General features: G+C 72.3%; 19 protein-coding genes and 1 pseudogene. 11 read left to right on the forward strand and 9 right to left on the reverse strand.

The genetic code is table 11. From position 1 onward, the window contains the following. Positions 1-129 precede the first annotated feature (129 nt). Positions 130-639 (forward strand): SigE family RNA polymerase sigma factor, encoded by a 510-nt coding sequence (locus ACFYX4_RS06840; RefSeq protein ID WP_389327106.1) that lies wholly within the window; start codon positions 130-132, stop codon positions 637-639. Positions 640-710: 71 nt separating this feature from the next. Further along, the gene (locus ACFYX4_RS06845; RefSeq protein WP_389327109.1) at positions 711-1,964 is read left to right on the forward strand and encodes a hypothetical protein; all 1,254 of its coding nucleotides are present in this window, start codon (positions 711-713) and stop codon (positions 1,962-1,964) included. A 66-nt stretch (positions 1,965-2,030) separates the two neighbouring features. Here the strand turns inward: ACFYX4_RS06845 and ACFYX4_RS06850 are convergent, their stop codons facing one another. The 4 genes from ACFYX4_RS06850 to ACFYX4_RS06865 all read right to left on the reverse strand — a co-directional run bounded on the left by ACFYX4_RS06850 (position 2,031) and on the right by ACFYX4_RS06865 (position 7,736). Then, complete coding sequence (locus ACFYX4_RS06850; protein ID WP_389327112.1) at positions 2,031-3,356, reverse strand: Nramp family divalent metal transporter; 1,326 nt, start codon at positions 3,354-3,356, stop codon at positions 2,031-2,033. 111 nt (positions 3,357-3,467) lie between these two features. Further along, positions 3,468-3,866 (reverse strand): ATP-binding protein, encoded by a 399-nt coding sequence (locus tag ACFYX4_RS06855; RefSeq protein ID WP_389327115.1) that lies wholly within the window; start codon positions 3,864-3,866, stop codon positions 3,468-3,470. 186 nt (positions 3,867-4,052) lie between these two features. Beyond that, complete coding sequence (locus tag ACFYX4_RS06860) at positions 4,053-5,030, reverse strand: anti-sigma factor RsbA family regulatory protein (protein WP_389327118.1); 978 nt, start codon at positions 5,028-5,030, stop codon at positions 4,053-4,055. Between the two features lie 63 nt (positions 5,031-5,093). Beyond that, entirely contained in the window at positions 5,094-7,736 is a 2,643-nt protein-coding gene (locus ACFYX4_RS06865; protein ID WP_389327121.1) for a LuxR C-terminal-related transcriptional regulator, read from the reverse strand. 433 nt (positions 7,737-8,169) lie between these two features. Between ACFYX4_RS06865 and ACFYX4_RS06870 the strand changes: the two genes are divergently transcribed. Then, on the forward strand, positions 8,170-9,582 hold the full coding sequence (locus ACFYX4_RS06870; protein WP_389327125.1) for a M14 family metallopeptidase: 1,413 nt from the start codon (positions 8,170-8,172) through the stop codon (positions 9,580-9,582). A 6-nt stretch (positions 9,583-9,588) separates the two neighbouring features. Here ACFYX4_RS06870 and ACFYX4_RS06875 read toward each other — a convergent pair whose 3' ends face one another. The 3 genes and pseudogenes from ACFYX4_RS06875 to ACFYX4_RS06885 all read right to left on the reverse strand — a co-directional run. Next, a complete protein-coding gene (locus ACFYX4_RS06875; protein WP_389327128.1) occupies positions 9,589-10,218 on the reverse strand; it encodes a hypothetical protein in 630 nt (209 codons plus the stop codon). Positions 10,219-10,296: 78 nt separating this feature from the next. Next, positions 10,297-10,707, reverse strand: coding sequence for a RidA family protein (locus tag ACFYX4_RS06880; protein ID WP_389327131.1), 411 nt, complete (start codon positions 10,705-10,707; stop codon positions 10,297-10,299). 72 nt (positions 10,708-10,779) lie between these two features. After that, positions 10,780-10,942, reverse strand: a pseudogene (locus tag ACFYX4_RS06885) (IclR family transcriptional regulator); the annotation flags it as partial. A gap of 83 nt (positions 10,943-11,025) precedes the next feature. On the opposite strand from ACFYX4_RS06885, the gene ACFYX4_RS06890 reads away from it, so the two are divergent. Next, the gene (locus ACFYX4_RS06890) at positions 11,026-12,297 is read left to right on the forward strand and encodes an amino acid deaminase (RefSeq protein WP_389327133.1); all 1,272 of its coding nucleotides are present in this window, start codon (positions 11,026-11,028) and stop codon (positions 12,295-12,297) included. 10 nt (positions 12,298-12,307) lie between these two features. Continuing rightward, positions 12,308-13,933, forward strand: a complete 1,626-nt coding sequence (locus ACFYX4_RS06895) for an amidohydrolase family protein (protein WP_389327136.1) — start codon at positions 12,308-12,310, stop codon at positions 13,931-13,933. Between the two features lie 44 nt (positions 13,934-13,977). Here ACFYX4_RS06895 and ACFYX4_RS06900 read toward each other — a convergent pair whose 3' ends face one another. Next, positions 13,978-14,898 (reverse strand): serine protease, encoded by a 921-nt coding sequence (locus ACFYX4_RS06900; RefSeq protein ID WP_389327139.1) that lies wholly within the window; start codon positions 14,896-14,898, stop codon positions 13,978-13,980. Positions 14,899-15,210: 312 nt separating this feature from the next. On the opposite strand from ACFYX4_RS06900, the gene ACFYX4_RS06905 reads away from it, so the two are divergent. Further along, positions 15,211-16,422, forward strand: a complete 1,212-nt coding sequence (locus tag ACFYX4_RS06905) for a pyridoxal phosphate-dependent aminotransferase (protein ID WP_389327142.1) — start codon at positions 15,211-15,213, stop codon at positions 16,420-16,422. A gap of 117 nt (positions 16,423-16,539) precedes the next feature. Next, the gene (locus ACFYX4_RS06910; protein ID WP_389327145.1) at positions 16,540-16,962 is read left to right on the forward strand and encodes a hypothetical protein; all 423 of its coding nucleotides are present in this window, start codon (positions 16,540-16,542) and stop codon (positions 16,960-16,962) included. A gap of 246 nt (positions 16,963-17,208) precedes the next feature. Here the strand turns inward: ACFYX4_RS06910 and ACFYX4_RS06915 are convergent, their stop codons facing one another. Next, the gene (locus ACFYX4_RS06915; protein WP_389327148.1) at positions 17,209-19,032 is read right to left on the reverse strand and encodes a phosphoenolpyruvate carboxykinase (GTP); all 1,824 of its coding nucleotides are present in this window, start codon (positions 19,030-19,032) and stop codon (positions 17,209-17,211) included. A 292-nt stretch (positions 19,033-19,324) separates the two neighbouring features. Here ACFYX4_RS06915 and ACFYX4_RS06920 point away from each other — a divergent pair, with 292 nt between their 5' ends. The 4 genes from ACFYX4_RS06920 to ACFYX4_RS06935 all read left to right on the forward strand — a co-directional run bounded on the left by ACFYX4_RS06920 (position 19,325) and on the right by ACFYX4_RS06935 (position 23,376). Further along, entirely contained in the window at positions 19,325-20,038 is a 714-nt protein-coding gene (locus ACFYX4_RS06920; RefSeq protein ID WP_389327151.1) for a hemolysin III family protein, read from the forward strand. 104 nt (positions 20,039-20,142) lie between these two features. Beyond that, positions 20,143-21,786 (forward strand): MFS transporter, encoded by a 1,644-nt coding sequence (locus ACFYX4_RS06925; RefSeq protein ID WP_389327154.1) that lies wholly within the window; start codon positions 20,143-20,145, stop codon positions 21,784-21,786. Further along, positions 21,783-22,421 (forward strand): TetR/AcrR family transcriptional regulator, encoded by a 639-nt coding sequence (locus ACFYX4_RS06930; RefSeq protein ID WP_389327157.1) that lies wholly within the window; start codon positions 21,783-21,785, stop codon positions 22,419-22,421. Before ACFYX4_RS06925 ends, ACFYX4_RS06930 begins: the two co-directional genes overlap by 4 nt. 223 nt (positions 22,422-22,644) lie before the next feature. Then, on the forward strand, positions 22,645-23,376 hold the full coding sequence (locus ACFYX4_RS06935; RefSeq protein ID WP_389327160.1) for a Mut7-C RNAse domain-containing protein: 732 nt from the start codon (positions 22,645-22,647) through the stop codon (positions 23,374-23,376). Positions 23,377-23,714: the final 338 nt, after the last annotated feature.

Raw genomic sequence — 23,714 nt, forward strand, 5'->3', positions numbered from 1 at the left:
GGAGCGCGGCAACTGCGGCCCGCGGCACGGGCGCACGGAAAACCGGCGTTCCCTCTGAAACATTTCCGGGGCCCGTCGCATCGATGAGGGTGAGGACGGCACGGACGGACCACGGAGCTGGGGGAGCACATGAGACAGGCCCGCGCGGACGAGTACGCGGAGTTCGCTGCGGCGCGGGCGGGGCAGTTGTACCGGTCCGCCTGTCTGCTCGCCGCGGGGGACACGCACCTCGCCGAGGATCTGGTTCAGGAGACCCTCGGCAGGCTGTACGTCCGCTGGGGGCGCGTCTCCCGCGCCGACAACCCCGCCGCGTACGCCCAGACGGTCCTCACTCGCACCTTCCTCGCCCATCAGCGCCGGCGCAGCAGCGGTGAGCGCGCCGTGGACGTCGTCCCCGAACGCGCCGCCTGCGCGGGCGCCGACGTCACGCTGCGGCTGACGCTGATGCAGGCCCTCGGCCGGCTGCCCGCCAAGGACCGGGCCGTGCTCGTCCTGCGGTACTGGGAGGACCGGTCCGTCGAGGAGACGGCCGGCGCCATGAACGCCAGTTCCGCCGCCGTACGGACGCGGTGCGTGCGGGCCCTCGGCCGGCTGCGCGAGCTGCTGGGCGAGGACATCGGCGAGTACGCGCGACCGTAGCCGTGTCGCGCCCGCACACGACCCCCACACCTTCCCTCATCACTTCGAACCACGGAAAACGGTGGTGTGCCATGCCCGTTGACGACTCCCACGACCCCTTCGAGGACCAGCTCTCCGCCGCCCTGCGCCAGGCGGGCGGCACCTTCGACACCGACCGGGCGGCGCTCGCCGCCGCGGGCCGGGCGCACGGCCGCCGGCTGCGGCTGCGGCGACAGGCCGCCGTCGCGGGAGGTGCGGCAGGCCTCGCCCTCGTGGGGGTGGGCGGGGCCCTGCTCGTACCGTCCGGCGCGGAGTCCGACACCGCCTCCGTCGCGGCGAGCGCCACGGCCACGCCCGGCGCGGGCGGGATCCCCGCCGGCGAGGTGGTCAGGACCCTGGAGGAGCTGCTCCCGAACGGCACGTTCAGCGGCCAGGAGGGCCGCGGCACCCACGACCAGCCGGGACCGTACGCCGCTGTCGTGTACGACGACGGCAAGGGCGCCGCGGCCGTCTCCGTGGGGCTGGACCGGCTCCCGGTGACCGGTGGCTTCGACCCGGCGAAGGAGGTGATGCCGTGCCAGGACACCGTGGCCGGGCCGCCGTCCGCGGACGAGAGCTGCGAGACCGCCAAGCTGCCGGACGGGTCCGCGATCACCGTCTACAAGGGGTACGAGTATCCCGACCGGCGTGTGGACACCAAGTCGTGGGGCGCGGAGCTGGTCACGCCGGCCGGGCAGCGGGTGAGCGTGTCCGAGTGGAACGCCCCCGCGCAGAAGGACAAGCCGGTCAGCCGTCCCGAACCCCCGCTGGACGTGGTGGCGTTGAAGAAGCTCGCCTCGGCGACGGAGTGGCGGCGGATCATCGACGCGATGCCCGTGCCGCCGTCCGCGCCGCCGTCGTCGCCGGGCGCGGATTCGGACGTGGTGGTCAAGCGGCTCATCGGCGTCCTCACCTCCTCGATGCCCGACGGCTCGAAGGTCGTCGCGCGCGGCGGACAGGCCCCGGAGTACGCGTACGTCGTCGTCGACGACGGCAAGGGCAGGAGCTATGTCGAGATCAACGTGCAGCTGAACATGCAGGACGTCGCCGACGAGCTCTACGGCGGCGCGGAGACACTTCCCGACGGCACGCTTGTGACGATCCGTCAGAAGCCGGACGAGAAGGGCCGCGAGGGTGTCGTCACGTGGACCGTCGACACCATGCGCAAGGACGGCAGGCGCGTGGTGATCAGCGCCTACAACGCGGCCGACCTGAGGTCGGGCGCGAGCCGGAAGCAACCCGCGCTGAGCATGGAGCAGTTGCGGGAGATCGCGCTCGACCAGAGGTGGGACATCGTCAGGGGCTGACCCGCACCGCGGGGAACGATCTGCCACGGTCAGGGGACCGGTCCGCGGACCGGTCCCCTCGGGTCGCTAGAAGAAGTCCGCCCACGGCTGGTCCCAGACCTGCTTCACGCACAGCACCAGGAACAGCAGCCCGGCCGCCGCGAGCATCGCGTTGCTCAGCGGCCCGTTGCGCCATTCGCGGGGCGTGCGCGTGGAGTTGAGCAGCCAGATCAGGGTCGCCGCGAGGAACGGCAGGAACGCCGCGCCCAGCACCCCGTACAGGATGATCAGCCGGAAGGGCTGGCCCTGGAAGAGGAGCACGATCGGCGGGAAGGTCAGCCACAGCAGGTACAGGCGGAACGGCCATGAGCGCTCCCGTTCGCCGGAGGCCACCTCCGCGCCGGTCGTGCCCGTGGCCCCCGCCGTGCCCGTCGTCCCGCCGTGCTTGCGGTAGCGGGCGACGAAGTCCGCGAACATCAGGCTCACGCCGTGCCAGACGCCGATCAGGGAGGTGAAGGAGGTGGCGAAGAAGCCGACGAGGAAGAACTTGGCGGTGGCCGGACCGTACTCCTCCGCCAGGATGTCCCCGAGCTGGATCAGCCCCTTGTCCCCGCTTGCGATCGCCACGTTCGCCGAGTGCAGCAGCTCCGCCCCGACGAAGAGCATGGCGATGACGAAGATCCCGGTGGTGGCGTAGGCGACCCGGTTGTCCAGACGCATCACCTTCATCCAGCCGGTGTCGGTCCAGCCCTTGGCGTTGACCCAGTAGCCGTAGGCGGCGAGCGTGATGGTGCCGCCTACGCCGCCGATCAGGCCGAGGGTGTTGAGGACGGAGTCCTTCTCGTCGGGCAGGACCGGCAGCAACCCGGCGAAGGCCTCGGGCAGGTTGGGCGTGACGCGGATCGCCAGATAGACCGTCACCGCGAACATGACGCCCACCAGGAGCGTCATGACCTTCTCGAAGACCGCGTACTTGTTGAACCAGACGAAGACCAGCCCGACCAGCCCGCAGGCGATGGCCCACCATTCCAGGTCCATCACGCCGGGGAACAGCGCCTGGAGCGGCAGCGCGCTCGACGACATCGCCGCCGCCCCGTAGACGAAGCCCCACACGACGACGTAGACGACGAAGAACCACGTCGTCCAGCGGCCGAGGCTGGCCCAGCCGTCGAAGAGGGTGCGCCCGGTGGACAGGTGCCAGCGGCCGGCCGCCTCCGCGAGGGAGATCTTCACCAGACAGCCGGCGACGGCCGCCCACAGCAGGGTGTAGCCGAAGTTGCTGCCGGCGATGAGGGTGGCGACGAGGTCGCCGGCGCCGACGCCGGTCGCGGCGACGACGATGCCGGGCCCGATGTAGCGCCAACTGGACTTGCGGGGAGGGGTGATTTCCTTGGTGTCCGTGGTGTCCGCCATGAAGGTCAAGAAACCTCAAAGGCGACACGGCCACAAGAGGACGTGCGCGAACGCAACCCTCACGGACGGCCGGGACGGGGGTCGGGGCCGGCGGCTGCGGCCGGCGTCGGCCTACGGCTGGAGCCGGCCGCAGCCGCCGCACCCGCAGGTGCCGAGCTCGAACCAGACGGTCTTGCCCGGCCCGTCCTGGTGGCAGCCCCAGCGCCGCGCGAACGCCTCCACCAGGAACATCCCCCGGCCGCTCTCCGCGCAGCCCGCGTCCAGCACCTGCGGGGTGCGGCGGCCGGTGTCGGTCACCTCGCAGCGCAGGACGCCGTGCGCGGCGGACAGCGCGAGCCGGAAGTGACTCGCCGAGTGCAGCAGGGCGTTGGTGGCGAGTTCGCTGACGAGAAGGACGGCGGTGTCCACCAGCTCGTCGCGATCGCCCAGCCCCCACCCCTCCAGCCGGCGGCGCACTTCCGCGCGCGCCTCGCCGACGGCGGAGGGCCGGGGGTCGTACTCGACGCTCATGTCCCCCGCGCCCAGGGGTGGTTGCAGACAGGCGCCGTACGGAGGACCGGGTTCGGAACCGGGTACGGAACCGGGCCCGGCACCGGGATCCGGGAGGCGCCCCCCGGAGAGTTCCAGCATGGGGACAGGATGACCGCCCCGGACGGCCCGCACACGGGGAGGACTACCCGATTCCGTACCTGCTCCTCACCCGTACCGGAGGCCGTGCTGGTGCCCGTGCTGGGGCCCGTTCGAGAGCCCGTACTGGAGGCGTACGGACGTCCCCCCTCCCGGGATCTCGCGGAGGTCGACGTAGGCGCACACCTGGCGGGCGAACCACAGCCCCTGGCCCGCCTCCAGGGCGGCGGCGGGCGGCGGGACGAAGCCGGCGAGCGGGTCGTCCACGCGGTGGGCCAGGTCCAGTTCGCAGACGCAGCCGGGGGCCTCGCCCCACAGCAGGGCGCCGGCGACCGGGCCGAGCGAGGCCGCCTCGGTGACGGCCGTCGCGAACAGGCCGGCGTCGGCGTCTCCCAGTCCGCGCCCGGCCGCCCAGGCCCGTACGGCGTCCGGCGCGGGCTCGGCCGGCAGCCGGAGCGCGTCGGGCGGCGGCGGGGGCAGCGGTACGGCGTCCAGCTCGGCGGCGAGCCGCAGCGGGTCCTCGTACACCTCGGTGTCGGGGTGGGCGCGGCGGGCGGCGGCGAGGAGGGCGGAGCCGGCGGTGCGGGTGTCGTAGACGCACAGGGCGGTGGTGGCGGTCGGGGCGAAGAGGAGGTTGGCGAGGGCCTCGTAGCGGATCCACTCGGCGCTCTCGCGCGGCGAGCGTCCGGCGCGGCCGTTCCACACCGGCTCCATGAGGAGGTGGATGCGGCCGCCGGGGCCGGCGTGCGCGGCGAGGTGGCCTGCCGCGCGCGCCACGGCGTTGGCGGCGGAACCGGTGTACCAGTCGGTGTGGGGGACGAGGCCGACGTCCTTGGCGTCGGCGCCGAGGGCGTCGCGCAGGAGGTCCAGTTTGGCGGGGGCGGCGATGGCGACGGGCGGGGGTTCCTGCGGGGCGGCGAGGCCTTCGGCGAGGAAGGGCAGGGCGACGGCCAGGAAGGCGTCGTCGGTGGCGGGGGCGGCGATGCGGTGGTCGAACTCGCCGTGGGGCGGGGAGGGTGGGGAGAGGTCGGCGGGGTGAGCGGTCATCTGGTCCCGATCTGGCGTTGGTTGAGGTGGGTGGGGGCGGACGGGAAGTCTCGGCGGCCGGGGTCAGCGTTGGGCCGTCACCCAGGCGGCGATCTGGCTGCGGTTGCTGAAGCCGAGCTTGCTGAGGATGCGTTCGACATGGCCCTCGGCGGTGCGGCGGGCGATGACCAGCCGATCGGCGATCTGCTGGTTGGCGAGCCCCTCGGCGACGAGTTCGGCGACCTGGGCCTCGCGGCGGGTGAGCCGGACGCCGTCGGGGGCGGCTCGTACGACCGGTGTGAGGGGCGGGGGCGGGGACGGGGGCAGGGACGGGGCCGGGGGGCTCATGAGGGAGGCGATGGGGAGCCGTCCGTGCGGGGGGCGGGGGTGGCCGGGGAAGGGGGTGCGGCGCGGGGGTGGCGGCGGGGTGTGGGGTGACGGCGGGGCCGTGGGCGACGGCGAGGTCGGGGGCGACGGCGAGGTCGGGGGCGTCGGCGGGCTCGTGGTCAGGGCGTGGGTGACGACGTCCGCGAGGGGGAGGGCCGCGCCGCGGTCGTAGGCCCGTCGGAAGGCGGTCGCGCCCAGTGCCTGGCTGGCGCGTTCCTCGCTGCTGCGGCGGGTGGAGTTGAGGGCGGCGGAGCCGAAGCGGCTGCGGTCGACGTCGGCCCAGGCGCTGTCGGCGCCGCCGAGCAGGAGGGCGGCGCGTTCGTGGGCGCCGCGTTCGGCCGCGACGCGGGCCAGCAGGTCGAGGGTGAGGGCCATGCCGATGACGTCGTGCACGGCGAGCTTGAGCCGCAGCGCCTCCTGGCCGTGCCGTTCGGCCTGCCGCCAGTCGCCCTTCACGGTGTGGGCGAGGGCGAGCATGCGCTCCACGTAGGACAGGACCCACCGTTCGCCGTGCTCGGCGCACAGCCGGCGGGTGTCCTCGCAGACGGCGATGGCCTCGTCGGCGCGGCCCAGGAAGTTGAGGGCGCAGGCGAGTTCCACGCGGTCGAGGCCGACGAGGCTGAAGTGCTGGCCGGGGACCGGGCCGCGGGCGACGCCGGTCCGGAAGTGGTCGAGGGCGCCGTCGAGGTCGTCGCTGAAGAGGCGGATGACGCCGACGACGTAGTCGGCGTGGGCGGCTTCGGCGGCGTCGTCGAGGCGGTGGGCGAGGGCGCGGGCCTGTTCGGCGCGGCGGCGGCCGCGGGTGAGGTCCTCGGGGCAGCCGGCGAGGAGGCCGGCCACCCAGAGGGCGCGGGCGCGCTCGGGAGCGTCCTCGGGGTGGGCCTCCAGGGCGCGGTCGAGCCAGTAGCGGCCCTCGCGGGGCGCGCCGCAGGCGTGCCAGTGGAACCACAGGGTGCCGGCGAGCCGCAGCCCGGCGAGGGCCTCGCCGGGGGCGGTGAGGCTGAAGTCGAGGGCGGCGCGGAGGTTGTCCTGGTCGGCGTGGAGGCGGGCGGCGATGGCGGGCTGGTCGGGGCCGAACCAGTCGCGTTCGCAGGCGGCGGCGCGGCGCTGCATGTGGTCGCGGAGCCGGATACGGGCGGCCCGCTCCTCGCCGGGGTGCGCGCGGAGGCGTTCCAGGCCGTATTCGCGCAGGGTGTCGAGGAGGCGGTAGCGGACGCCGGCGCCGGTGGCCTCGCGGGCCAGCACGGACTGGTCGACGAGCCCGGCGACAGCTTCGAGAACCCCGCAGCCGCCTTCGTCCAGGGGTGAACACGACTGATCCGCACAGGACTTGAGGGGTCCCGCCCGCGCTCCCCCTCCCCCTCGCCCGGCCCTTCCCCCGGCCCCTCCCCCTCTCCCGGCACCTCCCGCTCTTCCGGCCCCTTCACCGGCCTCCGTGCCCGCCCCGCACACCGCCTCCGCCGTCTCCAGGTCGAAGCTTCCCCGCAGCACGGACAACCGGGCCCACGCCGACTGCTCCCGCTCGTCGCAGAGTTCGTGGCTCCAGTCCACCGCCGCCCGCAGCGTCCGGTGCCGGGCGGGGACCGTCGGGCCGCCGGCCGTCAGCAGGCGATAGCGGTCGTCGAGGCGGGCCAGCAGCTGGTCGACGTCCAGGACCCGCATCCGTACCGCCGCCAGTTCGATCGCGAGCGGCAGCCCGTCCAGCCGGCGGCACAGGCGGGCGACGGACGCCCGGTTCGCGGCGGTGAGCCGGAAGCCGGGGACGACGGCCGCGGCGCGGTCGGCGAACAGGGCCAGCGCCGGGTAGCCGTCGGCCGCTGAGAGGTCCCCGTCCGGATCGGGCACGGGCAACGGCCGTACGTCCATGAGGTGTTCCTCGGTGAGCCCCAGCCGATGACGGCTCGTGGCGAGGATCCGGACCCCGGCGGCGCCGTGCAGCAGCGCCGCCGCCAGCTCGGCGCACGCCGACCGCAGGTGCTCGCAGTTGTCCACGACCAGCAGCAGCCTCCGCTCCCGCACCCGCTCCACCAGGGCATCCAGCGCCGGCCGGTCGGAGTGGTCGCGCAGGCCGAGCGCGTCCGCGACGGCGAGCGGCACGAGCGCCGGGTCGTACAGCCCGGAGAGCTGCACGAAGCGCACACCGTCGGGGAAGGCGCGGGCCACCCGGGCCGCGATCCGCCCGGCGAGGCGGGTCTTGCCGACGCCGCCGGGCCCGGTCAGGGTCACCAGCCGGGCCCTGGCCAACAGCTCGCGCCCTTCGACCAGTTCGCGGCGCCGGTCGACGAAGCTGGTCGTCTCCACCGGCAGGTGGCAGTCCCGCCGTGGCGCTGATCCGCCCATGATCAGCCTGTCCTTGGGGTGTGGTGCGAGGAGCCAGAGGGTGCGACTCCCCCGGGGCCTGTCCTTGCGCGGATCCCCAGCCTTCCCCGGGCCGTACATATATGCACGCGGGCTTCACACCCATGGGTGACCTTCGGCCAGGAACCCGCCGAGCGGCCCCTTCCCCCGTACACTGCGCGGCTGTTCGGCGGGCTGTACGCCACATGTTTCCGGCCACGGCGGCCCCGTCGGCGCATCGTCCACTCTTGACCTGACCATGTCACACCCCGACCATGAGCGGCACCCCGCACGCCGTACACAGCGAACGCACAACGGCAGCACGCACGCAGACACACACGCGTGCATGCACGAACGCACGTCGCACGCGGTACCACCCGCTCCACTCCCCCACGCGTCCGGCGACCCCGGACTTCTGGAGAACCGAGGAGAACTCATGCGACTCCGCATTCGCGGCTCAGGCGCGCACGGCGCCGACCCCGGCACCGGCGCCGACCCCGGAACCGGCGCTCCCCGCCCCGCCCGCAGCGGCAGACGGTCCGCCGCTCTCGCCGTCCTGATGGCCCTCGCGCTCGCCGCACCCCTCTCGGCGAACGCCACCGACGCCTCCGCCCGCAGCGCGCCGAAGGCGGTCCCGTCCGCCGACGACATCCGCCAGTACGAGATCCACGTCCACCACAGCACCCCGCAGACGCGCACCGCGATCGCCGCCTCCGGGGTGAGCGTCGACGAGGCCGACGAAGAGACCGTCGTCGTCTCCGGCCGCGCCGACCAGATCAAGAAGCTGCGCGCGCAGGGCTACGAGGTCGCGCCGGTGGGGGCCGCCCCGGACCGCACCGCCGAGGGCGAGGTGCGGCTGTACGACTTCCCGTCCGCCGACTCCCGCTACCACAACTACGCCGAGATGACCGCGGAGATCGACCAGCGCATCGCGGCCTACCCGAACATCATCAGCAAGCGGGTGATCGGGAAGTCGTACCAGGGCCGGGACATCGTCGCCGTCAAGATCAGCGACAACGTCGCCGCCGACGAGGCCGAGCCCGAGGTGCTGTTCACCCACCACCAGCACGCCCGTGAGCACCTCACCGTCGAGATGGCGCTCTACCTGATCCGCGAGCTGGGCGCCGGCTACGGCACCGACTCCCGTGTCACCAACATGGTGAACAACCGCGAGATCTGGATCATCCCGGACATCAACCCGGACGGCGGCGAGTACGACGTCGCCACCGGCTCCTACCGCTCGTGGCGCAAGAACCGCCAGCCCAACTCCGGTTCCTCGTACGTCGGTACGGACCTCAACCGCAACTGGGCCTACCGGTGGGGCTGCTGCGGCGGATCGTCGACGTCGACGTCCTCCGAGACCTACCGGGGCACGGCGGCCGAGTCGGCGCCCGAGGTGAAGGTCGTCTCCGACTTCGTGCGCGGCCGGGTCGTCGGCGGCGTGCAGCAGATCAAGGCCGGCATCGACTTCCACACGTACAGCGAGCTGGTGCTGTGGCCGTTCGGCTACACCTACTCGGACACCACCACCGGGATGACGGCGGACGACCGCAACGCCTTCGCCACGGTGGGCCGTTCGATGGCCGCGAGCAACGGCTACACGCCCGAGCAGTCGAGCGACCTGTACATCACGGACGGGTCGATCGACGACTACCTCTGGGGCACGCACAAGATCTTCGGGTACACCTTCGAGATGTACCCGGGTTCGGCGAGCGGCGGCGGGTTCTACCCGCCCGACGAGGTCATCGAGCGGGAGACCGCGCGGAACAAGGACGCGGTGCTGCAGTTGCTGGAGAACGCGGACTGCATGTACCGGTCCATCGGCAAGCAGGCCCAGTACTGCGCCTAGGCGGGGCTACTGGGCGTCGGCCTCGCGCTCTTCTTCTTCGGCGTCGTCGTCGAAGTAGGCGTCCAGCACCGCGTCCAGCTGTTCGTCCCACTCCGTGAAGCGGCCCCTGGCCGTCGCCTCGATCTCGATCGGGTACCAGCGGCGGTCGGGGGTGTGCACCGTGACGGTGTACCGCTTGCCGAAGCGCGGCGTCTCCGTCTCGACGGCGCCGATCTCGTCCCAGCGGAACTCGCACTGCTCCTCGTCGAGGCGGAGCCGGACGCCCCTGGCGTCGGCGACGATCCGCGCCCGACGGTCGGAGGCCTCGAAGACGGGCCCGTCGGGCGTCGCCTCCTCGTCGTCGGCCTCGTCGTCGGCTTCGGCGCTCTCATCGGCCTCATCGGCCCGGTCCGCCGCCGACCCGGCCTTCGCGGCCTTCCCGGCCTTCGCGGGCGTGTCGGACTCGTCGGCCCCGTCCGTCCCGCCGTCGGCCTTCTTCGCCTTCGTGCCTTCCGGCGTCTCGTCCTCCGGCTCCTCTTCCGCCGGCTTCCCGTCCTCCGGCTCCGCGGTCACGGGCGACGTGAGCCCGGGGATGAATGCCGGGTCGAATCCGGCGCCCTCCAGGGGCTGGCTGCTCGAACCTATGCGCTGCTCCACACCGGGCAGTATGGTCGACGATCCTGTGCCGGACACAGTCAGCCCCGAACTTCGTTATGAGACGCCTACTTCAGGCGCTCAGCCGAGCACGGCGAGCGCGTCGATCTCGATGAGAAGCCCGGCGGGAAGGCCGACGTAGACCGTCGTGCGGGCGGCCGGGGGCCGGGTGAGGCCCTGCGCCTCGAAGTAGGCGTTGTAGATCTCGTTCATCTCGGCGAAGTGGTCCACGTCGGTGAGGTAGACGCGGATCATCATCGCGTCGTCCCAACTCGCCCCGCCCTCTTCGAGGATGGCCTTGACGTTGGCCAGCGTCTGGAGGGTCTGCTCGCGCAGGGTGGGGCCGGCGGGCGTGGGGGGCTGCCCCTCGACCGCGGGGAGGAAGCCGACCTGGCCGGCGACCTGGAGGACGTTGCCCTTCCTGACCCCGTGCGAGAACTTCGCGGGCGGGGCGGTGTGGGTCGCGGGGGTGAGAGCGGTCTTCTCGGTCATGGTCGCGCCTTTCACTCGGGGTCCTGATCGGGCTTCACTCGGGGTCCTGCACGGGTTTCACTCAGGGTCCTGCACGGTGTGCCCGCACCGCTCGTTAGCCGCACCAGATGGGGTGGGCGATCTCGCGGAGGTCAAGGTTTTCCATCGCCTCCTGGGCGAGGGCGAAGAGGCGCACGCCGATGCGGTAGCGCTGGTCGGACTGGCGGTAGACGACCCCGTGTTCGTGGACCCCGCGTCGGGCGGGATGTTAGACAGCAGTCAGCGACATACGCAATGAACGTTACAGAGAGTGCAACGCTCCGGATCTGGAGGCTCCGCATGAGCAGCGAAGCCCTCGCCCGTCTGGCCGAGGAACGTGTCGACCACCGCTTCAAGGGCCTCCCTCCGGACGCCGACGGGCTGACCGTCGGCGAGCTGGCCGCCCAGCGCCGCAACCTCTTCACCGGCGGCTTCGCGACCCCGGTCCTGACCCTGTCCGCCGAGCGTCTGGAGCACAACCTCCGCCTCATGGAGACGTACGCGGCCCGTCACGGCCTCGCCTTCGCCCCGCACGGCAAGACTTCCATGGCCCCGCGGCTCTTCCGCCGCCAGATCGACCACGGCGCCTGGGGCATCACCCTCGCCGTCCCCCACCAGGTGCGCGTGGCAAGGGAGTTCGGAGTCCAGCGGGTCTTCCTCGCCAACGAGGTGGTGGACCCCGCCGCCCTGCGCTGGCTGTCGGCCGAGCTCGACGCCGACGACGCCTTCCGCCTCGTCTGCTACGTCGACTCGGTGCGCGGGGTGGAGCTGATGGACGCGGCCCTGCGCGGGGCGCGCCGGCCCCTGGACGTCGTCGTCGAACTGGCCGCCGGGGAGGGCGCCCGCACCGGGGTGCGGACGGAGGCGGAGTGCGCGGCGGTGGCGGACGCGGTGGCCGCCACGGCGACCCTGCGGCTGGTCGGCGTGGCCGGCTACGAGGGCGAGGTGCCGCGGGCCGACCCGGAGCGGGTGCACGCCTGGCTGCGGCGTCTGGTCGACCTGGCCGTCGGCTTCGACGAGGCGGGCCGGTTCGCGGGCGCGGGCGCGGAGGAGATCGTGGTCAGCGCGGGCGGCAGCGCCTGGTTCGACGCGGTCGCCGACGTCTTCGCGACGATCCCCGAACTCTCGCTCCCCGTGCTGAAGTTGCTGCGTTCGGGCGCGTACGTCTCGCACGACGACGGCCACTACCGCAAGCTCACCCCGTTCAACCGGGTCCCGGGGGAAGGCGCGTTGGAGCCGGCGTTCCGGCTGTGGACCCAGGTGGTCTCCCGCCCCTCCCCCGAGCAGGCGTTCGTGAACGCGGGCAAGCGGGACGCCGCCCACGACCTGGACCTCCCCTTCGCCCAGGTGATCCGCCGGGACGGCGTGGAGCGGCCCGCCACGGGCGTCTCCGTCACCGCCCTGTCCGACCAGCACGCCTGGCTGCGCACCCTGCCGGAGGCGGATCTGGAGGTCGGCGACTGGGTGGGCCTCGGCCTGTCCCATCCGTGCACGTCCTTCGACAAGTGGCCGCTGATCCCGCTGGCCGAGGCGGACGGCACGGTCGTCGACTACATCCGCACGTTCTTCTGAGGGGGCCGGGGTGGAGGACCTCGTCATCCGGGACGCGGACGTCGTCGACGGCTCGGGCGGTCCCTCGTACCGCGCCGACGTGGTGGTCGACGACGGCAGGATCGTCGCGATCGTCCAGGAGGCCGCGGCGGCCGGCTGCCAACGGCCGCGGGCGACGCGCGAGTTGGATGCGGAGGGCCTCGTGCTCTCCCCCGGCTTCGTCGACATGCACGCCCACAGCGATCTGGCGCTGCTGCGCGATCCCGACCACAGCGCCAAGGCCGCGCAGGGCGTGACCCTCGAAGTCCTGGGCCAGGACGGCCTGTCGTACGCCCCGGTCGACGACCGGACGCTCGCCGGGGTGCGCCGGGCGATCAGCGGCTGGAACGGCCACGGCGACGACGTCGACTTCGACTGGCGTTCGGTGGGCGAGTACCTGGACCGGCTGGACCACGGTTTCGACGGCCGGGGCATCGCGGTCAACGCGGCCTATCTGATCCCCCAGGGGACCGTGCGCGCGCTCGCCGTCGGCTGGGAGGACCGGGCGGCGACGCCCCGGGAGCTGGAGCGGATGCGGCGACTGGTCGCGGAGGGCCTGGAGCAGGGCGCGGTCGGGATGTCGTCCGGGCTGACCTACACGCCCGGCATGTACGCCGGGGACGCCGAACTGACCGAGCTGTGCCGGGTGGTGGCGTCGTACGGCGGCTTCTACTGCCCGCACCACCGCTCCTACGGCGCGGGCGCGCTGCGGGCGTACGGGGAGACGGTGGAGCTGGCGCGGCGAGCAGGCTGTCCGCTCCATCTCGCCCACGCCACCCTGAACTTCGGCGTGAACGAGGGCCGGGCCCCGCAACTGCTGTCCCTGCTGGACGAGGCGCTGGCGGCCGGCGCCGACATCACCCTGGACACCTACCCCTACACGTCCGGCTGCACGACGCTGGCCGCCCTGCTGCCGAGCTGGGCGGGCGAGGGCGGCCCCGAGGCGGTCCTCGCCCGGCTGGCGGACGAGGGGACCGCCGCCCGGATCCGCCACGATCTGGAGGTCGTGGGCGCGGACGGCTGCCACGGCGTGCCCGTCGACTGGGGCACGATCGAGATCTCCGGCGTCGGCGACCCCGGTCTCGGCGGGTACGTCGGCCGGACGGTCCAGGAGTCGGCGGACCTGCGCGGCGAGGCCCCTTGGACGACCGCACGCCGTCTTCTGCTGGAGGACCGGCTCGCGCCGGCGATCCTCCAGCACGTGGGCCACGAGGAGAACGTCCGCGCGATCATGCGGCACCGCGTCCACACCGGCGGCTCGGACGGCATCCTCCAGGGCGCCAAGCCGCACCCGCGCGCGTACGGCACGTTCCCGCACTATCTCGGCCACTACGCGAGGGAGTCGGGCGTGCTGTCGCTGGAGGAGTGCGTCGCCCACCTCACCTCGCGCCCGGCGGCCCGGCTGCGACTGCCGGACCGCGGCCTGGTCCGCGAGGGGTACCGCGCCGACCTGGTCCTCTTCGACCCGCGCACGGTCGCGGCGGGCTCCACGTACGCCGCCCCGCGCGCCCTGCCTACCGGGATCCCGCACGTCCTGATCGACGGCCGTTTCGTCATCGAGGACGGCCGCAGGACGGACGTCCTGGCGGGTCGGGCGGTCCGTCGCAGTCCCGTGTGACGGAACGCCCCTGTCCTTCTTGAGCCGGCCCTACTGGCCGGGCCCTACGGCTTGGGCACGACGCAGCCGCTCGCGTTCAGGTTCAGCTGGTTGCCGGTGGTGAAGCAGGCGGCGAACTGGTAGGTCTGCTGGGCGTAGTTGATGCCCCTGCGGACGGTGACGGCGCCGTTCGCGTCGACCTCGCAGGGGTTGTTGACGGTGCAGCTCTGGCCGGACTCGTTGCCGGTGTTGTTCACCGCGACGACCTTGCCGGTGGCCTGGTCGACGACCGGGGAGCCGGAGGTGCCGCCGATGGTCTGGCAGGCGGAGGTGTAACGGACCGAGTCCTTCCAGGTCCAGTCGCCCTCCTTGATCCGGTACACGAAGCCGTCGATGTTGCAGTTGTAGAGCCGCTTCCAGTAGCCGGAGGCGACGGTGATGGCGGTGCCGGCCGTGGGGTGGGTGTCCTGGACGGTGAGCGCGCTGATGCCGTACGAGTTCCGGATCGTCGCGTAGCTGCTGGTGAGCTGGTAGATCGCGGCGTCCGTGTCGGTCATCGTGCCGTAGGCGATCTTGCTGGCGCGCAGGGTCGCGACCCGGGTGCCGGCGGAGTTCAGCAGACCGAAGGTGCGGGAGGACGCCTGGTTGACGACCACCTCGCCGGGCTCCGGGAAGCCGGCCTCCAGGCAGTGCCCGTTGGTGAGGACCAGCGCGGGGGCGGTGTCCAGGGAGTTGGGGAAGCGCACGACGGAACCGGAACAGTTGCTGAGCGCGACGGTCCCGGCGAGGGTGACGGCCTTGAGCGTCGGCGACTCCGCCTGCGCCGCACCGGCCTTCACCGCACCGGCCGGCTGGGCGGTCGGCGAGGTGCCTATCCCGGACGTCGAGGCGGCGGGCTTCGCTTCCACGGGCGCGGCGACCGCGGGCGCCGCGCCCGCCCCGGCGATCGCCAGGGCGAAGAACGCGGCGACGAGAGGCTTCTTCATGTGGGGGGTCCCCTCTGCATGACAGAGCGACCGGAGAACTTCCGGCCGCTCACTGACTTGTCATGCGCATTGTTAGCGCCGAGGGGTGAGAGAACAAGGGTCGGTTTTCGGCCGCCCCCCGCCGCGGCCACCCGTTCGGGCGAACGCGGGGCCGCCGCGCCGCGGTGCGGTCCGCGCCCGGGCACGGTACCGAGAACCGCCGGGGCGTCTGGGGCGACCTGGTGCGGGTGGGGTGGAAGGTTCGCGGACACGGCGTCTCACGTGGCGGAAAACACGCCCCGGCACTCATGACGCGGCCGTAAGCTCCCAGACATGCAGGTGATCCAGTCGACCAAGCTCGCCAACGTCTGTTACGAGATCCGGGGGCCGGTCCTCGAGGAGGCGATGCGCCTGGAAGCGGCGGGGCACCGCATCCTGAAGCTGAACACCGGCAACCCGGCCGCCTTCGGCTTCGACTGCCCGCCGGAGATCCTGGAGGACATCCTCCGCAACGTCTCCTCGGCGCACGGCTACGGCGACGCGAAGGGCCTGCTGGCCGCCCGCCGCGCGGTCGTGATGCACAACCAGACCCTGGGCATAGAGACGGACGTCGAGCACGTCTTCATCGGCAACGGCGTCTCCGAGCTGATCGTGATGGCGATGCAGGGCCTGCTGGACGACGGCGACGAGGTGCTCGTCCCGGCCCCGGACTACCCGCTGTGGACGGCCGCGGTGTCGCTGTCCGGCGGCACGGCCGTGCACTACCGCTGCGACGAGCAGTCCGACTGGATGCCGGACCTCGCCGACGTCGAGCGCAAGGTCACCGACCGCACCAAGGCGATCGTCATCATCAACCCGAACAACCCGACGGGCGCGGTGTACGACGAGGCGATGATCCGCGGGCTGACCGACATCGCCCGCCGCCACAACCTGCTCGTCTGCTCGGACGAGATCTACGACAAGATCCTGTACGACGGGGCCACGCACACCCCGACCGCCTCGGTCGCCCCGGATCTGCTCACCCTCACCTTCAACGGCATGTCGAAGGCGTACCGGGTGGCCGGCTACCGGGTGGGCTGGATGGCGATCTCCGGCCCGCGCGCCCACGCCGACTCCTACATCGAGGGTCTGACGATCCTGGCGAACATGCGCCTGTGCGCGAACATGCCGGGTCAGCACGGCGTGGTGGCCGCGCTCAGCGGCCGCCAGACCATCGACGATTTGGTACTGCCGGGCGGGCGGCTCCGGGAGCAGATGGACACCGCGTACGAGCTGCTGACGCAGATCCCGGGCGTGACGTGCGTACGGCCGAAGGGGGCGCTGTATCTCTTCCCGCGCCTCGATCCGACGGTGTTCAAGATCAAGGACGACCGGCGGATGGTCCTGGACCTGCTGCGCCGCGAGAAGATCATGGTCGTGCAGGGCACCGGCTTCAACTGGCCCGAGCCGGACCACTTCCGGGTGGTGACGCTGCCGACGGTGACGGATCTGCGGGACGCGGTCGGCCGGATCGGGCGCTTCCTGGACGGTTACAGCCAGCCCTGACGGACCCCGCCCGCGCGCTCACGCTGTGCGTGCGGGCAGTCCGATTTTGTGAACGACTCAACTTTAGACGAAATCCAAGCTAGGATGGCTTCCTGTAAAGACTCAGGAGGCCCTCCCATGTACGAACCGATCCGTACCAAGTCGGTCCACAGCACGGTGGACGGGCCCAACCCCGACTTTCCCCACCGTTCCCGCGAGGAGGAGCTGGACATCCAGCTCGCCGGCCATCTCTCGGCCCTGCTCGCCGTCACCGACGAGCTGCGCGCGCTGACGCCGTCCACCGATCTGGACACCGCGGCCGAACGGCTCGCGCAGCAGGTGACCCGGCTGCGGGGCGGGCGGGCTCCGGTCCGCGCCGTCGCCTCCGGCACCGGCACTCCCCGCGCGGCGGCGCTGCACCGCCGGGCGCACACACTCGCCGGCCGCGCCCTCGTCGTCGCGGCCTCCCGCGCCGACACGGCGGTCGCGATCCTCACGGCGGAACGCATGGACGCCCACACCGCCGCCCTGACGAACAAGCGCCTGGCCACCACCGGCTGACCCCACCAGGGTCCCCCTGATCGGCCCCGGTCCGCGCGCACCCGCAGAGACGCGCGGACCGGGCGCCACGCACCGGGCGAGCGGGCACACCTGGCCCGAACGACGAAGAGCCCCGCACGCCGTTGTGCGGGGCCTCGCCGTTCCGTGGTGCTCTTCGTTGCGTGGTGCTGTCACCGCGGCCGGCCGTGACGATACAGCTGGTCAGGGCACGATCGGAGCCGGCCGCGGCGTTTTCGGAGGGCTTGTTCAGCCCAGGCGCTGCACCAGTGCGCGGTACTCGTCCCACAGCTCCTTGGGCGTGTGGTCGCCGAAGGTGTTGAGGTGCTCGGGGACCAGGGCGGCCTCCTCGCGCCAGACCTCCTTGTCGACGGTGAGCAGGAAGTCCAGGTCGGCGTCGGCCAGTTCGAGGCCGTCGGTGTCGAGGGCGCCCTTGGCCGGCAGGATGCCGATCGGGGTCTCGACGCCCTCGGCCTTGCCGTCGAGGCGCTCCACGATCCACTTCAGGACGCGGCTGTTCTCACCGAAGCCGGGCCAGACGAACTTGCCCTCGTCGTTCTTGCGGAACCAGTTGACGTAGTAGATCTTCGGCAGCTTGGACTGGTCCTTGTCCTTGGCGACGTCGACCCAGTGGCCCATGTAGTCGCCCATGTTGTAGCCGCAGAACGGCAGCATCGCGAACGGGTCGCGGCGCAGCTCGCCGACCTTGCCCTCGGCCGCCGCGGTCTTCTCGGAGGCCACGTTGGCGCCGAGGAAGACGCCGTGGTTCCAGTCGAAGGACTCCGTCACCAGCGGGACGGCGGTGGCGCGCCGGCCGCCGAAGAGGATCGCGGAGATCGGCACGCCCTTGGGGTCCTCCCACTCGGGCGCGATGATCGGGCACTGGGCCGCGGGCACGGTGAAGCGGGCGTTGGGGTGGGCGGCCGGCGTCCCGGACTGCGGCGTCCAGTCGTTGCCCTTCCAGTCGGTGAGGTGGGCCGGGGTCTCCTCCGTCATGCCCTCCCACCAGATGTCGTCGTCGTCCGTCAACGCCACGTTGGTGAAAACCGAGTTGCCCCACAGCGTCTTCATCGCGTTGGCGTTGGTGTGCTCACCGGTGCCGGGCGCGACGCCGAAGAAGCCGGCCTCGGGGTTGATGGCGTACAGGCGGCCGTCCTCACCGAAGCGCATCCAGGCGATGTCGTCGCCGATGGTCTCCACCGTCCAGCCCGAGATGGTGGGCTCCAGCATGGCGAGGTTCGTCTTTCCGCAGGCGCTCGGGAAGGCCGCGGCGACGTACTTGGCCTCGCCCTGCGGCGGGGTCAGCTTGAGCACCAGCATGTGCTCGGCGAGCCAGCCCTCGTCGCGCGCCATGACGGAGGCGATGCGCAGGGCGTAGCACTTCTTGCCGAGCAGGGCGTTGCCGCCGTAGCCGGAGCCGAAGGACCAGATCTCGCGGGTCTCCGGGAAGTGCGAGATGTACTTCGTGCTGTTGCACGGCCAGGGGACGTCCGCCTCGCCCTCGGCCAGCGGCGCTCCGAGCGTGTGCACGGCACGCACGAAGAAGCCGTCGGAGCCGAGCTCGTCGAGGACGGGCTGTCCCATGCGGGTCATGGTGCGCATGGAGACGGCGACGTAGGCGGAGTCGGTGATCTCGACGCCGATCGCGGAGAGGTCCGAGCCGAGCGGGCCCATGCAGAACGGGACGACGTACATCGTCCGGCCGCGCATCGAGCCGCGGAATATGCCCTTCTCGCCGCTGAAGATCTCCCGCATCTCCGCGGGGGCCTTCCAGTGGTTGGTCGGGCCCGCGTCCTCCTCCTTCTCGGAGCAGATGTAGGTGCGGTCCTCCACGCGCGCGACGTCGCTCGGGTCGGAGGCCGCGTAGTAGGAATGCGGGCGCTTGATCGGGTCGAGCTTCTTGAAGGTGCCCTTCGCGACCAGCTCCTCGCAGAGCCGCTCGTACTCGGCCTCGGATCCGTCACACCAGACCACGTTGTCCGGCTGCGTCAGTTCGGCGATCTCGTTGACCCACGAGATCAGTTCCTGGTGCTGGGTCGGGATGACGGGGGGAGCCGCGATGTCGCGCGCCACGATCGCTCCTAGGTGAGGGATTTTGTCCTTGTCTGCCCCGTGGGGGCCGCGGCCCGGATGCTTCGCAGCTGCCTGCTGAGCGCTCATCCGGTGCCGACCGCACTCATTTGATCATCCGCCGCATCGGCGCATCTGTCTAGAGGAGGTCACAGATGAGCGGCGTGAGGCTCGCCACGTGCGCGTTTCGGGCGGCCTTCACCACCCGCCGTCGGCATGAGATGATGGCCACTCTTCGCCTCTCATCTCGCCTCACTGACCCGTAACTTACGGTTCCGTAGGTAAAATCCGGCGCATGACTGCGCCCGCCCCTGACGCACCCCCGGACGAGCCGCACGCCGGCCGCGGTCCCGTCGCGCTCTCCCTGCCGCACCCGGTCAAACCGAAGCTCCGCGGCTGGCTGCATCTCGGCATGTTCCCGGCCGCGCTCATCGCGGGCCTGGTGCTGACCGCGCTGGCCGACTCCACCAGAGGCCGCATCGCCTGCGGGATCTACGCGCTGACCGCCTGCCTGCTGTTCGGCGTGAGCGCGCTGTACCACCGCGGCGACTGGACCCCCCGCATGGACGGCATCCTGCGCCGTCTCGACCACGCGAACATCTTCCTGATCATCGCGGGCACCTACACCCCGCTGACGATGCTGCTCCTGCCCGGCGCGAAGGGGCAGTGGCTGCTGTGGGGCATCTGGGCCGCCGCCGCCGCGGGCATCATCTTCCGGGTGTTCTGGGTGGGCGCCCCGCGCTGGCTCTACACCCCCTGCTACATCGCGATGGGCTGGGCGGCCGTCTTCTTCCTGCCGGACTTCATGCGCACCGGCGGCATCGCCGTGCTGGTCCTGGTGGTCGTCGGCGGCCTCCTCTACAGCGCGGGCGGCGTGATCTACGGCATCAAGCGGCCGAACCCGTCACCGCGCTGGTTCGGCTTCCACGAGGTCTTCCACTCCCTCACGCTGGCCGCGTTCGTCGTCCACTACGTGGGCATCTCGCTGGTGGCGTACCAGCACGCGTAGAGCACTTCGCGCGCCCGTGCGGGCGCACCCGGAAAGGGCCACGGCTTGCGAGCCGTGGCCCTTTCTGTTGACAGTCACATTTTTTTGAGAGTTACTTTCATTTCATGGCTACTGTCACTTCACCGGCCGGGGCGTCCCGACCCGACCCCCGCCGCTGGTGGGCCCTCGGGGCCCTGGTCGCGAGCATGCTGACGCTCGGCTTCGACATCACGATCCTCAACGTGGCGCTGCCGACCATGGCCGCCGACCTGGGTGCCAACACTGGGGAGCAACAGTGGATGGCGGACGCGTACGTCGTCGTCTTCGCGGCGCTGATGCTCCCCGCCGGGCTCCTCGGCGACCGGTTCGGGCGGCGGCGGATGCTGATCGCCGGGCTCGGCGTCTTCCTGGCCGGCTCGCTGGCGGGCGCGCTGACCGAGGACGTGAACGCCGTCATCGCCGCCCGCGCCGTGATGGGCGTCGGGGCCGCGCTGGTCACCCCGCTCGCCCTGTCGGTCCTGCCCTCGCTGTTCGAGCCCGGGGAGCGCGCCAAGGCCGTCGGCATCGTCTCCGCAGGCTCGACGCTCGGCCTGCCGCTCGGCCCGATCATCGGCGGCTGGCTGCTCGACCACTTCTGGTGGGGCTCGGTCTTCCTCGTCAACGTCCCGATGGCCGCGCTCGGCATCGCCTCCTGCCTCCTGCTGCTGCCCGAGACCCGCGACCCGTCCTCGCCGAAGGTGGACGCCGTCTCCACCGCGCTCACCGCGGCCGGGCTCGGCGCGCTCGTCTACGCGATCATCGAGGCACCGGTCCGCGGCTGGGGCGACCCGCTGGTCCTGGGCATGCTGGGCGCGGCCGTCGCCCTGATCGCCGCGCTGGTGCTGCGCGAACGCCGGATGACCCGGCCGCTGCTCGACCTGACGCTGCTCGCCCGCCGCGGGTTCCTGTTCAACACGCTCGCGGCGACCCTGGTCATGTTCGTCCTGTCCGGCCTGCTGTTCGTCCTCCCGCAGTACTTCCAGGCCGTCCTCGGCCATGACGCCCTCGGCACCGGGGTGCGGCTGCTGCCGATGATGGGCGGGCTGATCGTGGCCGCGCGGGCCGCGCAACCGGTCGTCGCCCGCGTCGGCGCACGGGCCGTGGTGAGCGCCGGCCTGGTGGTGCTGGCCTTCGCCGCGCTCCTGGGCAGCCGTACGACGGTGGACTCCGGCTATGGCTTCACCGCGCTGTGGCTGTCCGTCGCCGGGTTCGGCTTCGGCTTCTCGCTCGTCCCCGCGATGACCGGCGCGCTGGGCACCCTGCCCGCCGACCGCGCCGGAAGCGGCTCGGGGCTGCTGATGACGTTGCGCCAAGTCGGCGGCGCGATCGGCATCGCCCTGCTCGGCAGCCTCCTCGCGAGCGCCTACCGCGACCGCCTCGACGTCACCGGGCTGCCCCCGGACGCCGCCGGCACCGCCGGGGACTCCGTGGTCGCGGCCCACCTGCTCGCCGACCGGACGGGTCTCCCCGACCTGACCGCCTCGGCGAACGCCGCGTACGTCCACGGCATGGGCGTGGCGCTGGCCGTGTGCGGGATCGCGGCGGTCGTCGCGGCGCTGCTCGCGGCGGCACTGCTGCCGGGCACGGCGGGGGCTGGGGCTGCTGGTGCGACGGAGGCCGGTGAGCCCTCTGGGTCCCCCGAGTCCCCGGAGTCCCCTGCGTCCCCCGAGCCCCCGGAGCCCCCGGAGCCCCCGGACATGGCTGTTCCGCAGGCCGATGCCCGACAATGACCAGCATGACGGCCGCACGTACCTCCGCCCCCGCCGACCGCCCTCGGCCGGGACTCCGTGAGCGCAAGAAGATCAAGACGCGCGAGGCGATCCGCGCCGCGACCTACGCCCTCGTCGAGGAGCACGGGTACGAGGCCACCACGATCGAGCAGATCGCCGAGCGGGCGGAAGTGTCGCCGTCGACCGTCTTCCGCTACTTCCCGACCAAGGAGGACATCGTCCTCACCGACGAGTACGACCCGATCCTGCTGGAGGAACTGCGGGCCCGGCCCGCGGACGAGCCGTGGACGGACAGCATCCGGCATGTGATGCGGGAGGCCGTCCGCACCGGCATCGAGGAGGACCGGGACGTGGCGCGGCTGCGGACGCGGCTGATGGTCGAGGTGCCGGCGGTGCGGTCCCGGATGATGGAGAGCATGTCGGTCACCGGCCGCATGCTCTGCACCGCCATCGCCGAACGCACCGGCCGCGACCCCGACAGCCTGGAGGTCCGGGTGTACGCGATGTCCCTGATAGGCGGCCTGATGGAAACCTCCCTGTACTGGGCGGAACACGACCACAGGGACGACCTGACCTCACTGGTCGACCGCACCCTGGGGGTGCTTCAGCAGGGTCTTCCCCGGGAGAACCCCTGAGTGGCCTCGGGGACGACCCTGGCGGGATGAGGCGGGATGAGGCGGGATGAGGCGGGAGAATCCTCGGAGCCCGGGGGGATCCCTCGGAGCCCGGGGAAGACCCTCGGACCCCGGGGGGGGACCCCTCAGGGCCCGGGGACAACCCCTCGGAACCCGCGGAAGACCCTCAGACCCCGGGGAAAATCCCGCAGACCCCACCCCTCCCCCGTGCCATCCTGGCCGGGTGAGCACACCCGAGATCCACGTCGAAGTGGCCCCTGAGCTGGCCCTGTTCGTCCCGCACGCCCGGCGGTCCGGCGCCCACCCCCTCGCTGTCGACGGCGTCTCCACGCTCGGCCATGTCGTGGAGTCCCTCGGCGTCCCGCTGACCGAGGTCGGGGCCCTGGTCGTCGACGGCCGTGAGGCGCCGTTCTCGCACATCCCGGCGGACGGGGAGTCCGTGAGCGTCCGCCCGGTCGCCCGCCCCCAGCGGGTCCCGGGCGCGCCGCTGCGCTTCCTGCTCGACGTCCACCTCGGCACCCTGGCCCGCCGGCTGCGCCTGCTCGGCGTGGACACGGCGTACGAGTCGACGGACATCGGCGACCCGGCGCTGGCCGCCCGCTCGGCCGCCGAGCAGCGGGTGATGCTCAGCCGCGACCGCGGTCTGCTGCGCCGCCGCGAACTGTGGGCCGGGGCGTACATCTACAGCACCCGCCCCGAGGATCAACTCCGCGACGTCCTGGACCGTTTCGCCCCCGAACTGCACCCCTGGACACGCTGCACGGCGTGCAACGGCCTGCTGCGAAAGGCCACGAAGGACGAGGTCGCCGACCAACTGGAACACGGCACCCAACGCTCCTACGACGTCTTCGCCCAGTGCCAGGCCTGCGGCCGCGCGTACTGGAAGGGCGCCCACCACGAACAGCTGGAAGCCATCGTGGAACGCGCTCTGGCGGACTCCGCGGGCAGAGGCTAGAGGGCAGCGGAGATCACCTCCGGCCCATGAAACGGGGGTGCTCCGGCACCGGTGCCAGCCCTCCCCAGCGCCCCGAACGGCAGCCGCTGCCAGCGGCGCGGGCGGCAGCCGCCGCCAACGGCCGGGGAGCAGCCGTCCTCAGCGCCTCGGCAAGCAGCCGTCCCCAGGGCCGCGGGCGGCAGACGCCTTCAGGTGCGCAGACGACAGTCATCTTCAGGCGGGCGGACGGCGCCGTTCCCGGCCGGCGGACGGTGCCGTTTCAACTGGCGCAGGCGGCACCGTTTCCGGGCAGGCGGGCGGCACCGTTTCGGCGGGCGCAGGCGGCACCGTTTCCGGGC

The organism is Streptomyces sp. NPDC002328, assembly GCF_042890065.1.
Taxonomy (GTDB): domain Bacteria; phylum Actinomycetota; class Actinomycetes; order Streptomycetales; family Streptomycetaceae; genus Streptomyces.

Coding starts and splice junctions, on each gene's coding strand:
- ACFYX4_RS06840 (WP_389327106.1), top strand. CDS start 130: ATGAGACAGGCCCGCGCGGACGAGTACGCGGAGTTCGCTGCGGCGCGG.
- ACFYX4_RS06845 (WP_389327109.1), top strand. CDS start 711: ATGCCCGTTGACGACTCCCACGACCCCTTCGAGGACCAGCTCTCCGCC.
- ACFYX4_RS06850 (WP_389327112.1), bottom strand. CDS start 3,356: ATGGCGGACACCACGGACACCAAGGAAATCACCCCTCCCCGCAAGTCC.
- ACFYX4_RS06855 (WP_389327115.1), bottom strand. CDS start 3,866: ATGAGCGTCGAGTACGACCCCCGGCCCTCCGCCGTCGGCGAGGCGCGC.
- ACFYX4_RS06860 (WP_389327118.1), bottom strand. CDS start 5,030: ATGACCGCTCACCCCGCCGACCTCTCCCCACCCTCCCCGCCCCACGGC.
- ACFYX4_RS06865 (WP_389327121.1), bottom strand. CDS start 7,736: ATGGGCGGATCAGCGCCACGGCGGGACTGCCACCTGCCGGTGGAGACG.
- ACFYX4_RS06870 (WP_389327125.1), top strand. CDS start 8,170: ATGCGACTCCGCATTCGCGGCTCAGGCGCGCACGGCGCCGACCCCGGC.
- ACFYX4_RS06880 (WP_389327131.1), bottom strand. CDS start 10,707: ATGACCGAGAAGACCGCTCTCACCCCCGCGACCCACACCGCCCCGCCC.
- ACFYX4_RS06890 (WP_389327133.1), top strand. CDS start 11,026: ATGAGCAGCGAAGCCCTCGCCCGTCTGGCCGAGGAACGTGTCGACCAC.
- ACFYX4_RS06900 (WP_389327139.1), bottom strand. CDS start 14,898: ATGAAGAAGCCTCTCGTCGCCGCGTTCTTCGCCCTGGCGATCGCCGGG.
- ACFYX4_RS06905 (WP_389327142.1), top strand. CDS start 15,211: ATGCAGGTGATCCAGTCGACCAAGCTCGCCAACGTCTGTTACGAGATC.
- ACFYX4_RS06910 (WP_389327145.1), top strand. CDS start 16,540: ATGTACGAACCGATCCGTACCAAGTCGGTCCACAGCACGGTGGACGGG.
- ACFYX4_RS06920 (WP_389327151.1), top strand. CDS start 19,325: ATGACTGCGCCCGCCCCTGACGCACCCCCGGACGAGCCGCACGCCGGC.
- ACFYX4_RS06925 (WP_389327154.1), top strand. CDS start 20,143: ATGGCTACTGTCACTTCACCGGCCGGGGCGTCCCGACCCGACCCCCGC.
- ACFYX4_RS06930 (WP_389327157.1), top strand. CDS start 21,783: ATGACCAGCATGACGGCCGCACGTACCTCCGCCCCCGCCGACCGCCCT.